We start from the raw sequence: 12,757 nt of genomic DNA on the forward strand, positions 1-12,757 counted from the left end.
TGCAAAGTAAACTGGATGGCTTTCTTGCCGCCAAGGATCTGATGGCGCAGGGGATCAAGATCTGATCAAGAGACAGGTCATGGGCTCTGGGTCTGGATACCAACTGGGTCAAGCAGCGTGATTGGAACAACACCCTGAAGATGGCTGATTACGACGTTGCTACGGGTCACTTGACTGGCTATTGGCAGTTGCCTTTCATGGACAATGTCACTGCCAAGGTAGCTGTCGGGCGTTATCTGGCTGGTGACCTGGGGGCCACGTTTGATTTTTCCAAGCGCTTTGACTCCGGGATTGTGATGGGAGCATACGCGACCTTGACGGATGTGTCGGCCGAAGAGTACGGGGAAGGCAGTTTTACCAAGGGCATCTATATTACAGTTCCCTTCGACTTGATGTTGATTCGTCCCACAACATCCAAGGGAACAATTGGATGGGTTCCTCTGACAAGAGATGGGGGGCAGATGCTCAGCCGAAGCCATACCTTGTATGACATGACTGAACGTTTGCCGTTGTAAGGCTCTTCTCGGTATTGATTCGTTAGTCTAATGAGCCGTGATAGTGTTTTTACTGTCACGGCTTTTTTTATGCATGATGAGGCATAAATGGGAAGAGAGTGCAGTTTGGTTCATAAGGTTTTTTGGGGAACATCAGTCTTGTACTGGTTGCTTGGCATGCATTTTTTCATGCACAACCCGGGCGGGGCAGGGCTCTATCTGCCGTTCAATGCCTGGGGCTGGATCTTCGCCAGCCTGGTGATGGCGCTGGGGCTGTGGCATGTGACCCTCAGCCAGCGACTGGTGGTCTCGCCGCTGCTGACGGCCCAGTGGCTGGGGGGGATCTTGTTGTTGCTGCCGATGGCCTATCCGGGATTCGAGCTCAAGGACTATGCCATTCCCCGGCTGCTGGGGCTGTTTGCCGGCCTGCTGTTTCTGGCAAGCCTCTATCAGTGGCGATTCGACCGCGAGGCGCGAGACAGGCTGCTCTATCTGCTGCTGGGGGCCGTTGCCATCGAGGCGCTGCTCGGCCTGGTGCAGTATTACCTGCTGGTGCCGGGCAACTGGATTGGGTATGACACCCAGGCCAACCGCCCCTATGGCATCTTCCAGCAACCCAACGTGATGGCGAGCTTCATGGCGACCGGCCTGTCACTGGCCATCTGGCTGGAGCTGCGCGGTGATGCCAACCCCTGGCTCAAGGGGCTGCGCTATGGGGTGATCCTGATCACTTCCCTGCTGCTGGTCATCTTGCAATCGCGGGTCGGGCAACTGGGCGGCATGATGGCTCTCTTATTGCTGTCTGCCCAGTTGGGTCGTGAGCGGCTGCTGGGCAGGATGCTCACGCTGGTAGCGCTGGGCATCTTGATCGGGCTGGCTTCGCAATACCTGATGGCTGGAGCAAGACGAGGGCTCGAGATCTACCAATCAGGCGGCATGCGCTCCATCTACTGGCCCTATGCCGCCAAGCTGATTGCTCAGATGCCCTGGACCGGTTGGGGCTATGGCAGCTTCGAGTCGGTGTTTCTCCATCACTACATGGCCGACAAGGCGCTGAATCCGGCCATGGTACAGATCGAGTACAACCTGGATCACCCCCACAACGAGTTTCTCTACTGGGCGGTGGAAGGGGGCCTGGCCCCCATGCTGGGCATGGTGCTGATGGGCGGTGCCCTACTGTGGCGTCTGAGCCGGGCGGGCTGGGTCAAGGGCGCCGCCTTGCTTGCACTGGTGACCCCCATCTTGCTGCACACCCAGACCGAGTACCCCTTCTACCACGCCATCGCCCTGTGGTGGGCGCTGCTGCTGCTCCTGTATGCGATGGATGCGGAGGTGGAGGAGCAAGACTACGGCAACTGGCGCGACCATCTGTGCCGCCCCTGGTTGCTGCTGCGCTTCATGGCCATCGCCATTCCCCTGATCGTCATCCCCTTCATGCTAACCGCCATGCATACCGCCTGGGTGGTGACCAAGTATGAGCGGGGCGGTTACAAGCAGCCTGCGCTCCTGCTCGACATCGTGAACCCCATGGCCTGGCTGACCCGTGTGGAGTTCGACGTGAACGCGGTGCGCCTCATGGTCGGTCTGCAGGCCAACAACAAGGCGGAGCTTGAAGCCTACCTCGACTGGGGGCAGGCCTTTGTGCGCCATACCCCGAGGGCCAACATCTACGCCAACATGGTGATCGCCCTCAATGCCCTGGGGCGCACGGCGGAGGCCGACAACCTGCGGGCAAGCGCCCTGATGCTCTATCCGGGTGAGCCTTTGCTCACCGTGTCGGCCGCAAGAAAGGTGGCCGCGACCCTGGAGCGCAAGCCCTCTTCGTGAGGGCCGTTTCAATCTGTCTACCATCACGGCCGCCTTTGCGGCCGTGATGGTTCTTGTGCCCGCCTCGTTGAAGGGGGAGGGGCTTGTTGCCAAAGAGGTTCCCGGCCATCCGTTCACCTCGCCCGCGCACCGCGACCGTTTTGCTGTACAAGGTTGCAGCAAGGGTTTCATCGGCTCGCAAAAATGGGGTTATCTGCTGGACGGCGCAAGCGCCTTGGTTAAGATAACCGTCTTAACGTCTTGTTTGGCAAGGGAGTATGACATGGAGATAGTACTAGGCCCATTAGAGGCCCGCGTGATCGGCTGCCTGATTGAGAAAGAGATCTGCACGCCGGATCAGTACCCTCTCTCGCTCAATGCACTGGTCAATGCCTGCAACCAGAAGAGCAACCGGGAACCCGTGCTGGAGCTCGCCGAGCTGGATATTCGTGCCGTGATCGACGAGCTGATCCGCCGCCGTCTGGTGGTTAATACCGCCGGTTTCAACGCCCGGGTGCCCCGCTATCAGCATCGTTTCTGCAATACCGAGTTCGGTGAGCTGAAGTTCTCGGCCCAGGAGCTCGGCATTATCTGCGAACTCTTGCTGCGTGGCCCGCAGACCCCGGGTGAGCTGCGTTCGCGCACCAACCGGCTGTGCAGCTTTGACGATGTGACCGAAGTGGATGCCGTGCTGGCCACCCTCATCGAACGGGGGCCCTATGTGGTCAAGCTGCCCCGTGAGCCGGGCAAGCGGGAATCCCGCTACGCGCACCTGTTCAGTGGCGAGGTGGATCTGCAGGCGCTGGCCGACGCGGCGCCCGCTGGCAACCTTGTGTCACCGGCGGCAGACAGACTGGCAGCGCTCGAAGAAGAGGTCGAGCACCTCAAGGGGCAGTTGCAGGGGTTGGAAGCCCGTCTGGCCCGGCTGGAAGGCTGAGCCAACAATCTGGTTCCAGAAGGCGCTGCGGCGCCTTTTTTGATGACCGCGCCCCTCCTGCGGCCCGTTGCCCGGTGGCAGGGGCGAGTGCCCTGTCAGCCCTGTCGCTCGCGTACCCATCAAAGGAGCTAGCTTTTTTGCACTATTTCGCGCTTAAGGGTCGAGCCGCCGCCGCTTTCCCGTTAAAATTCCGCCTTTGCACTTGCCCGTGAGTTCTGATGTCAGCCTTCACCCTCTCTTCAGATTGCCATGCCCTGCTGTGCGAGCTGCAATTGCAGCGTGCCGCCAGCACTCGTTACCTGCAAGACACCCTCTATGCCCCGGGCGCACCCGGGTGTGCGCTGCTCGACACCCTTGATCAGTTGCAGCAGTGGGGGCTTGTCCGTCAACGAACGGAGCAGCAGTGGAGTCTGACGGCAGAGGGAACCCTGACCCTGATCCTGGCGGTGCGTGCGGGGGAGTGCCCCATGCCGCAGTGGTCCCGCATCCCCTCGGTCACGGGCCTGGAGCGGGCACAGGAGGTGGTGCGCGAGCTCTGTCTGGGGGAGGCGGGGCAGATCCCGGCCTATTACCAGAGTGCCGAGCTCCTGAGCCTCCTGGATCTCCCCGATGCTCCCCGCCTGCTGGCAGGCTCCAGCCCCGCCTGGCAGGCCCTGCTGCTCGAGCACTTCGCCCTGCAGGCCCTGCTTGACGCAGAGCCTGACGAGGGCTGGCCGCTGGCAACGCTGGTCGCCTCCTGCTCCCCGGCGCTCTCTGGCCAGATCCAGGCTCGCGCCCAAGAATGGGAGTGGCTCTGCGGCCCCTTTGGCGGCGAGGTAACCACTCACTGGCCTGCACTGCAACAACTGGCGCAGCAGGGGGATGAGCAACCCCTGGCCGAGCGGCTGCTGGGGGCGCTTGGCCAGTGGCAGGGGCAAGAGGCGTCGCCCTGGCCCCGGATGTTCAGCGCCCTGCTCTGGCTCGGCTGGTTGCAACAGGCAGATCCGGTGCAGGGGAGCGAGCAGCGCAAGAAGTGGCAGCGCAGTCTGGGCAATCACTCCCCCCTGCTGGCCGATCTGCTGGGGCAGTGGGCCGGTGATCGCCACGGCCAGGCGGTCGGCCTGTTCGATACCCTGCAACTGCCGCTGGAGGAGCTCCACTGGGGTTACCTCTGGCTCGATCTCTGCGCCCTGGCGCGCCATGGCGAGCAGAGCCCCCAGGTGACCATCTTGCACAAGTGGGACCTCTCTCACGTGCTGGACGCCGAGCCCCGGCATCGCCTGATGGTCTTCTGCCAGGATCTGCTGCGACTCCTGCTTGGCCGGGAGGCCGCCCATTGGCCCCTGCGCGCGTTGCGTCCTGCTCAAGGAGAGGAAGAGGATGCCACCGAGGGGGAAGGCAAGGCCCCCGCCTCGGCAAGCTGGCTCAACTGGCTGCAGGGATTGGGACGCTCGAGTGGGGTGCGCAAGCCTCGGGAGCGGCTGGTCTGGCTGCTCCACGCGGAGGGGCCAGAGCTTGAGTGCAAGATCCAGAAGCAGAGTACCAAGGGGGAGTGGACCGCCGGGCGAAGGGTCGATCCTGCCCTGCTTTCCACCCAGTACGCCAGCCTGCTGGATGAGGCGGACTGGGCACTGGTGCGTACCCTGCCGCGCAACATGGACAAGCTGCCCCGAGATGCCTGGGTGCCCCTGGCAAACCATCCTCGGCTTTTCAATGCCAAGGGGCAGAAGCTGCAACTGGCCATCAGTGCCCCTCTGCTGCAACTGGTACAGAGCGGGAAGGGCATGAGTGCCAGACTAAACCCTGCTCCCGCCGCCCGTGGTGCGCACATCGTCCCTCTTGCTCAGGATTTGTGGCAGCTTATTCTGACACCGCAGGCGCTGCTGGACAGACTACCGGTCCTGGAGGCCATTCCGGCATTGCCGCCGGCCGGGCTCGAGGAGCTGCAACGCACGCTGGATGCGATCCCCGATCTCCCCTGGCACAGCCAGGTGGCGGGCCTCAGGGGCAATGCCGAGCTGGCCCCCTGGCCCGGCGTTCCCTCCGTCCTGCTCGACTGGCAGGAGGGGCAGCTCGTGGTCCAGCTGGTGACCCGGGATGGGGACCTGCCTCCCTTGCCTCTGGGCAAGGGGGAGGCCATTGTGCGCCAGGGTATCCTGGAGTATCACTACTGGCAGCGGGATCTGGCTGCCGAGAAGGACGAGGCCCAGCGCCTTCGCAACCAGTTGCCCATCGGCCTGCCCGGCAACGAGTGGAAGCTGGACGGCGAGCAGGCACTCACCCTGGTCAACGCCCTGCCAGAGCTGGTTGACGCCGGTGTGGTGGTACATTGGCACCAGGACAGCACCCGCCTCAAGAGCCTCGATGAAGAAGCCCTGAGCCTGCGTATCGAGCGGCGTCAGGACTGGTTCCAGGTGGAAGGAGAGCTCTCGCTGGACGAGCATCAGATCCTCGATCTTCGCCTCATCCTGCGACAGCTGACCCCGGGCCAGCGCACGGTGCAGCTCGACGATAAGACCAGCCTGATGCTGAGCGACAAGCTGGTTGAACGTCTCACCGTGCTTGGCGCCATGCTGGACGACGAGCAGCGTATCAACAACAAGCTGGCCTATCCGCTGGCCCGCCTGCTCTCCGTCATCACCACCGAGGGGGATGCCGCCTGGCAGAACCTTCAGCAGGAGTGGCAGCAGGAGGTGAGCTGTCCCCCCGAGCTGCTGACGGCGCTGCGGGACTATCAGAAGGAGGGGGTACGCTGGATGGCTACCCTGGCCCATCACGGCTTTGGCGCCTGTCTGGCCGATGACATGGGCCTTGGCAAGACCTTGCAGGCCCTCATCGTGCTGCGCATGCGCCAGCACCTGGGCCCGGCGTTGGTGGTGGTGCCCAAGTCAGTGGTCACCAACTGGCAGGAGGAGGTGGCCCGCTTTGCCCCCGAGCTCGAGGTGGTGGTGTTCGACCATCCCGCCGAGCGGGAGACCCTGATCCAGGGGGCCAGGGCCGGACAGATCGTCCTGGTCAACTACGGCATGCTCGGCAGTCTCTCCCAGGCGCTCAAGTCCCGCCGCTGGTCGAGCATGGTGCTGGACGAGGCACAGCAGATCAAGAATGCCGGTACCCAGCGCGCCAAGCTGCTGTTCCAGCTCGACGGGGATTTTCGTCTCGCCCTCTCCGGCACCCCCATCGAAAACCATCTGGGGGAGCTGTGGAGCCTGTTCAGCTTCATCAACCCCGGCCTGCTCGGGAGCCTCGGGGAGTTCAAGCGCCGCTTTGGCAAGGCGGTCAAGGATCCACAGCACATGGCGATGCTGCGGGCGGTGATCAGCCCCTTCATCCTGCGCCGCCTCAAGCAGCAGGTGCTGACGGAGCTGCCGGACAAGACCGAGATCATCCATCACATCAGCCTCTCTCCCGAGGAGCGTCAGCTCTACGAGGCGACCCGGCGCGAGGTGGTGCAGCAGGTGCAAAGCGCCGATGGCCGTGCCCTGATGCATGTGCTGAGCGGCCTGACCCGGCTGCGCCGACTCTGCTGCTCCCCCCAGCTGGTGATGCCGGAGTGGTCGCAGACCAGCAGCAAGCTGGACGAGGCGATGGCGCTGTTGGACGAAGCCATCGATGGTGGCCACCGGGTGCTGGTGTTCAGCCAGTTTGTCGATCTGCTGAGCCTGCTGCGCAGCCGTATCGAACAGCGGCAGTGGGACTACTGCTATCTGGATGGGGGCTGCTCGGCCAAGTCCCGTCAGGAGTCCATCCTTCGTTTTCGCCACGAAACGGTGCCACTCTTCCTCATCAGCCTCAAGGCGGGGGGGACGGGCCTCAACCTGACCCAGGCCGACACCGTGCTGCACCTCGATCCCTGGTGGAACCCGGCGGTGGAAGATCAGGCGAGCGATCGGGCGCACCGCATGGGCCAGACCCAGCCGGTGACCGTCTATCGCCTGGTGTGCGAGCAGACGGTGGAGGAGAAGATAGTGGCGCTGCACGACGAGAAGCGGGCACTGGCCGACGGCCTCCTGAGCGGCCAGTCCGAGGTGAAGGGGCTGGATGTGGAGAGCCTGCGGGCACTGCTGATGAGCTGACGGCGGGCTGTCGCTCGATGTGACAAGGGGAGCATCTGTGATGCTCCCCTTGTCGTTTGTGGCGGTGCCGAGCCTGCGCTACCCCTGATAGAGGTAGAGGTGCAGCCGCTCTATGATGGGGTCACCGCCAATCTTGCGATCCCGACGTGCCTGGCGCAGCTTGGGCGGGTAGTGGCCCAGATGGGTGACGGCCGGCTGGGTATCGGAGCAGAGCAGCAGGGGAAGGCTCGCCTTGATCTGCTGCTTGCGGGGCTCCCGGTCCTGCCAGAGCAGGTTGATCATGGGGTGGGTCTTGACCGGCCTGCGGATCCGCAGGGCCGCATCCGCCGGCAGGCGGCGAATGTCGTATACCTCCTGATCCACCATCTTGCTCCACTCTTCGTTGTCAAAGAGCGCCGGTACATACCGGCGGCTTCGCTCCAGCATCTCCAGTACCTGCTCCCGGCTGAGGCGGCTGATGCTCTGCTTGTCGGCCCAGGTGAAGCCCAGCGAATGGAGATCCCCCTGAAGCCAGGTCAGCTTGCGATAGACCTGCAGGGTGATGACACCGGGCAGGGCGCCGTGCACCAGCTCGAACTTCTCGTCCCGCCCGCCCGCCGCCTGCACCATGGCCTTGAAGGCGAGCTTGTGCGCGTTGATCTCCTCGATGACGGGTGCCAACTCCCTGGCGCAGGCGGCAGGAAAGCGCAGCCAGCCGGGCAGACGGTGGGTTGCCTTGGTGGAGCAGCCGGGGCGGGCGCTGTGGTCCTGAAAGGCGGCGAGGGTGGCGGCCAGGGCCGCCTCGCCCGAGAGATAGCCCACCTCGATGGCCTCGATGGGCTCATGCTCTTCCCCCTGGGCCACGGCCGGGAGGGGATAGACATGAGCCTCCAGCAGCTCGAGCTGGCCCAGTTGCCGGGCAAGGCGTGCCAGCGACGCCTCCAGCAGGGCCATCTGTTGACGCAGGGCGGCGGTGGGGGTAAAGGTGTCCATCGGCAGATCCTGTGTGTGTGCCGCTCCCCCTGTTCAGCATGGTATCGGGACAACGTGGGGAGGCAGCATGATAAACCACTGTATAAATAACCATACCAGTATGATGGCAGGGTGCCAAGTGTCCGGTGCCACCCTGACGATGGGGGTGACATGGGGGCATCCGGTTCAGGTTGCCTGTTCGTATCTTTTTGTTAAATAACGATCTTGTTGCGATCTACTTGTTAACAAAATCTGGTGGTCGAGAGTTTGCACCCTGCTGGCTCGTCGTCGTGCCGTGCATAGCTAGCGTGGGAAAGTGCATAGTTAGAAGTGGGTGGCGCAGGAGAAAATGCTGTCAGGCTGCCAGGGGGAAAGTTTCAGCATTATTTCATTTTAAAATCATATGGTTATGGTTATTGCCCTAGCGATATCAACCATTACTTTTACTAATGTCATGTATCAAAATTCGTCAATTGAGGCACCTCCCGGCCCTGACTAAGCTTTGCGCATCAAATCCGAGCCTTGCGCAGAACTAGAGAGAGGAGCCATATCATGGCCAACATGACTTATACCGAAGCCGGTTACCAGCATTCCAGCGAATCGAATCTGGTTGCTCGCGTCAAGATGACCGTCCTGACCTGGCTGGAACGCAGCCGCAGCCGTCGCCAGCTCTCCGAGCTGCCCGCCTACCTGCTCAAGGACATCGGTCTGAACGAAGCCGACCGCTATCAAGAGACCACCAAGCCGTTCTGGCGTGGTTGATCAGCCGGGCATGGATGCCTTGTTTTTCTGCTGATACCAGGGGCATGATGCCCACCAGTCTGCCGAAGGCATGCTGCCTTCACCTGCCGATACCCGTTCACTGATTTCCCTCTCCCGTGTTTCCCCCCGCTTGACCCTGTTGCATGAGTTGTCACTCATTCTCGCCACTTTTGTATCCTTACTGTTTGAATTTGTTTAAAAACTGATTTTAAGCCCGGTTGCCTTGCGTATAATCCGGCCATGGCATTCCAGACTAAAGGGTGAGACGGATGATTCCCCAGCATGACTTTTTGGCCCTGACGCGCCGCCATGAGTGGCAGCTCGAGCCTTTCGCCTTCAATCTGACCGACGGTACCCGGGTGAGCGTGTGGGATACCGGCGTGATCTGCCTGGAACCCGCTTCCGAGGCGGGGCAACCCGGGCACAAGGACATCGTCCTCTCCTGCGGCATCCACGGCAACGAGACCGCCCCTATCGAGATCTGCAACCAGTTGCTGACCCGGTTGCTCGCAGAGGAGCTCAAGGTTCGTCACCGGGTGCTCTTCCTCTTTGGCAACCCCGCCGCCATGAACCAGGGGGTGAGGGAGGTGGAAGAGAACATGAACCGCCTCTTCTCGGGCGCCCACAGCAAGGGGGAGGGGCTGTGCAACCGGGAGCGCATCCGCGCCATGCGTCTGGAGCAGTATGTGAGCCGCTTCTTTGCCGACTCGGGCAGGCCCCGTTACCACTACGATCTGCATACCGCCATTCGCGGCTCGCGCCACGAGAAGTTTGCCGTCTATCCCTTCCCCCACGAACGCCCCCACTGCAAGGAGCAGGTACGTTTCCTCGGTGCCTGCGGCGTGCGCACCATACTGCTCTCGAGCGGCCCGACTACCACCTTCAGCTATTACAGCTCGCACCAGCACGGCGCCCATGCCTTTACGGTGGAGCTGGGCAAGGTGCGGCCTTTCGGTGAAAACGACATGACTCGCTTCATCGAGGTGCGCCAGACATTGCAGGAGCTGGTGACCCGGGATGAGGTGGCCCTCGAGCCATGGCGAGCCGATGACTTCACCCTTTTTGCCATAGATCGGGTGATCAACAAGCAGTCGGAGCAGTTCCGCTTCCTGTTTGCCAGCGATGTGGACAATTTCACCGAATTTCCCCAGGGTTTTGTGCTGGCAGAAGATGGGGATCGGCAATACAGGGTAGAGAAAGCGCGGGAGGCGGTGGTCTTCCCCAACGCCAACGTGGCCATCGGACAGCGCACCATGCTGCTGGTAGTACCCACCCGTTTGTGGGAGTGAATTGACGCCTTTTTCTCATGCTGAACCTGCGCCACGGGCGGTGGCAAGCAGCATGACGGTGATGGGCGTGATCCCGAACTCGATATGACAGGGAGCCTGAACAGGCTCCCTTCTTTGTTTCTGCTCGCCGAAAGTTCCGATTACCTTCGAAAATAAAAGAAGTTTCTACTGGTCTTACCTGGGTGAATCTCGTTGCCCTTTGGTTAACATGTTGTTTACATTTTAAATGTCACCTCATGGTGGTGACGCTGACAACGGCAAGGAGCCAGTTATGACCCATGTCGACATCCCCTTCCTTCGTTACCTCGATGAGGAGGGGCGCCCGGTCGCGACACTGCCGACCTGGCTGGACAAGGCGATGCTGCACACCTTCTACCGCAACATGGTGATGGTGCGCAGTTACGACAAGAAAGCGATAGCACTGCAGCGAACCGGCAAACTCGGCACCTTTCCCTCCCATCTCGGGGCGGAAGCGGTGGGGATCGGTGTCGGGCTCGCCATGCAGCCAGAGGATGTCTATGTGCCCTACTACCGGGACATGCCCACTCTCTACGTGAGGGGCGTGCCCATGGAGCAGAACCTGCAGTATTGGGGCGGGGACGAGCGTGGCAGCGTCTTCTACAAGGCCGATGGCGAGTTGTCGGAAGACTTGCCCATCTGCGTTCCCATCGCCACCCAGATCACCCATGCTGCCGGCATCGCGGCCGCCTTCAAGCTGCGCAACCAGCCCAGGGTCGCCGTGGTGACCATCGGCGATGGCGGCACCTCCAAGGGAGATTTCCTTGAGGGGCTCAACTGTGCCGGTGTCTGGCATCTCCCCATGGTGATGATCATCAACAACAACCAGTGGGCCATCTCGGTACCGCGCAAGTTGCAGTCGAGCGCGCCCACCCTGGCCCAGAAGGGTATCGGGGCCGGGGTGCGCAGCCTCCAGGTGGACGGCAATGACGTGGTGGCGGTCTATGAGGCGACCCGCGCTGCCGTCGAGCGGGCTCGCAGCGGCAAGGGGCCGACGCTCATCGAAGCCGTCAGCTACCGGCTCGGGGATCACACCACCGCCGATGATGCGACTCGCTATCGTGACGGCGCCGAGGTGGAAGCGGCACTGGGCCAGGGAACCGGTCAAGCGGCTGCGCCAGTTCATGTTTGAACGGGACTGGTGGGATGAGCAGCAGGAACAGGCACTGCTGGCAGAGGCGGGCCGGGAAGTGGAACGCGCCGTTGACGCCTACGAGGCCATCACGCCCCAGGCGCCGGAGACCCTGCTCGATTACCAGTTTGCCGAGCTGCCGAAGGCCTATCTTGCCCAGCGCCAACGCATCATCGCCAAGGGCATGCAGCAGAGCGGGGAGGGACTATGAGCGATATCACGCTGCTCGAAGCGATCAATCTGGCGTTGCACCACGAGATGGCACGCGATCCTGATGTGGTGGTATTGGGGGAGGATGTGGGGGTCAACGGCGGTGTGTTTCGCGCCACCGTGGGGCTTCGCGATAAATTCGGGTTCAAGCGGGTCATCGATACGCCGCTGGCCGAAGGGCTCATCGCCGGGGTGGCGGTGGGCATGGCGACCCAGGGGCTCAAACCCGTGGCCGAGTTCCAGTTCCAGGGCTTCATCTTCCCGGGCATGGAGCAGATCATCTGCCAGGCGGCACGGATGCGAAACCGGACCCGTGGCCGTGTCACCTGTCCCATCGTCTACCGCTCCCCCTATGGTGCCGGCATCCATTCGCCCGAGCACCACAGCGAGAGCGTCGAGGCCCTGTTTGCCCATATCCCCGGGCTGCGGGTCGTTATCCCTTCGAGCCCGAAGCGAGCTTACGGCCTGCTGCTGTCGGCTATTCGGGATCCGGATCCCGTGATGTTCTTCGAGCCGGATCGCATCTATCGCTCCATGAAGTCGGATGTGGTGGATGACGGCATCGGCCTGCCGCTGGATGTCTGCTTTACCCTGCGTCCCGGCCGGGACATCACTGTGGTGGCCTGGGGAGCCTGCATCCAGGAAGTCATGCGGGCGGCGAACCTGCTGGCGGAGCAGGACATCCAGTGCGAGGTGCTGGATCTTGCCACCATCAAACCCCTGGACATGGAGAGCATCCTGACCTCGGTACGCAAGACCGGGAGGTTGCTGGTAGTACACGAAGCCTGTGGCAGTTTCGGGGTGGGTGCCGAAATCGTGTCCCAGGTGACCGAAGAGGCGATGACTGCCCTCAAGGCGCCGCCAAGACGCCTCACCGGCGTGGATGCCGCCGTCCCCTACTATCGCAACGAGGAGTATTACCTCATCACCGAGCAGGAGATCGCGCAGGCGGCTCGGCAACTGATGGAGAACCAGTGGCTATGACGCACGACAGGTACGGATGCGCAAGTGCCTGGGCCACAGGGCTCCATCTTAAATGCGAAAGGGGACTCCCTCCGACGTAGGTGGGAGGGGAATTTCGCCGGGGCGTCAGCCCCGCTGGT

The 12,757-nt window shown here is 62.2% G+C and carries 7 protein-coding genes and 2 pseudogenes; 8 read left to right on the plus strand and 1 reads right to left on the minus strand.

All coding sequences use genetic code 11. The annotated features are described in order from the left end of the window. Positions 1 to 83: 83 nt before the first annotated feature. The 4 genes and pseudogenes from PG892_RS18985 to PG892_RS19000 all read left to right on the plus strand — a co-directional run. A pseudogene (locus PG892_RS18985) lies at positions 84 to 515 on the plus strand (YjbH domain-containing protein); the annotation flags it as partial. Between the two features lie 168 nt (positions 516 to 683). After that, positions 684 to 2,321: a PglL family O-oligosaccharyltransferase gene (locus PG892_RS18990; protein WP_270825697.1), complete on the plus strand. Its 1,638-nt coding sequence runs from the start codon at positions 684 to 686 to the stop codon at positions 2,319 to 2,321. Positions 2,322 to 2,583: 262 nt separating this feature from the next. Beyond that, positions 2,584 to 3,237 carry a YceH family protein gene (locus tag PG892_RS18995; protein ID WP_039040218.1) on the plus strand — a complete coding sequence of 218 codons (654 nt, stop codon included), beginning with the start codon at positions 2,584 to 2,586 and terminating at the stop codon, positions 3,235 to 3,237. A gap of 218 nt (positions 3,238 to 3,455) precedes the next feature. Beyond that, the gene (locus tag PG892_RS19000; protein ID WP_270825698.1) at positions 3,456 to 7,292 is read left to right on the plus strand and encodes a DEAD/DEAH box helicase; all 3,837 of its coding nucleotides are present in this window, start codon (positions 3,456 to 3,458) and stop codon (positions 7,290 to 7,292) included. 78 nt (positions 7,293 to 7,370) lie between these two features. On the opposite strand, the gene PG892_RS19005 is transcribed toward PG892_RS19000, so the two are convergent. Continuing rightward, positions 7,371 to 8,264: a DNA replication terminus site-binding protein gene (locus PG892_RS19005; RefSeq protein ID WP_113070024.1), complete on the minus strand. Its 894-nt coding sequence runs from the start codon at positions 8,262 to 8,264 to the stop codon at positions 7,371 to 7,373. Between the two features lie 531 nt (positions 8,265 to 8,795). Between PG892_RS19005 and PG892_RS19010 the strand changes: the two genes are divergently transcribed. The 4 genes and pseudogenes from PG892_RS19010 (at position 8,796) to PG892_RS19025 (ending at position 12,638) form a co-directional block, all read left to right on the plus strand. Beyond that, on the plus strand, positions 8,796 to 9,005 hold the full coding sequence (locus PG892_RS19010) for a DUF1127 domain-containing protein (RefSeq protein WP_010675316.1): 210 nt from the start codon (positions 8,796 to 8,798) through the stop codon (positions 9,003 to 9,005). 269 nt (positions 9,006 to 9,274) lie between these two features. Further along, positions 9,275 to 10,294: a succinylglutamate desuccinylase gene (gene astE / locus PG892_RS19015; protein ID WP_104454406.1), complete on the plus strand. Its 1,020-nt coding sequence runs from the start codon at positions 9,275 to 9,277 to the stop codon at positions 10,292 to 10,294. Positions 10,295 to 10,565: 271 nt separating this feature from the next. Beyond that, positions 10,566 to 11,655 (plus strand): annotated as a pseudogene (gene pdhA, locus PG892_RS19020) (pyruvate dehydrogenase (acetyl-transferring) E1 component subunit alpha). Beyond that, entirely contained in the window at positions 11,652 to 12,638 is a 987-nt protein-coding gene (locus tag PG892_RS19025) for an alpha-ketoacid dehydrogenase subunit beta (protein WP_052814703.1), read from the plus strand. Before pdhA ends, PG892_RS19025 begins: the two are co-directional and overlap by 4 nt. Positions 12,639 to 12,757: the final 119 nt, after the last annotated feature.

It is taken from the genome of Aeromonas sp. QDB68 (assembly GCF_027707405.1).
Lineage (GTDB): Bacteria > Pseudomonadota > Gammaproteobacteria > Enterobacterales > Aeromonadaceae > Aeromonas > Aeromonas caviae.

Excerpts from the sequence above, each read along its gene's own strand:
- PG892_RS19000 (WP_270825698.1), top strand. The coding sequence starts at position 3,456 with ATGTCAGCCTTCACCCTCTCTTCAGATTGCCATGCCCTGCTGTGCGAG.
- PG892_RS18990 (WP_270825697.1), top strand. The coding sequence starts at position 684 with ATGCACAACCCGGGCGGGGCAGGGCTCTATCTGCCGTTCAATGCCTGG.
- PG892_RS19025 (WP_052814703.1), top strand. The coding sequence starts at position 11,652 with ATGAGCGATATCACGCTGCTCGAAGCGATCAATCTGGCGTTGCACCAC.
- astE (WP_104454406.1), top strand. The coding sequence starts at position 9,275 with ATGATTCCCCAGCATGACTTTTTGGCCCTGACGCGCCGCCATGAGTGG.
- PG892_RS19005 (WP_113070024.1), bottom strand. The coding sequence starts at position 8,264 with ATGGACACCTTTACCCCCACCGCCGCCCTGCGTCAACAGATGGCCCTG.
- PG892_RS18995 (WP_039040218.1), top strand. The coding sequence starts at position 2,584 with ATGGAGATAGTACTAGGCCCATTAGAGGCCCGCGTGATCGGCTGCCTG.
- PG892_RS19010 (WP_010675316.1), top strand. The coding sequence starts at position 8,796 with ATGGCCAACATGACTTATACCGAAGCCGGTTACCAGCATTCCAGCGAA.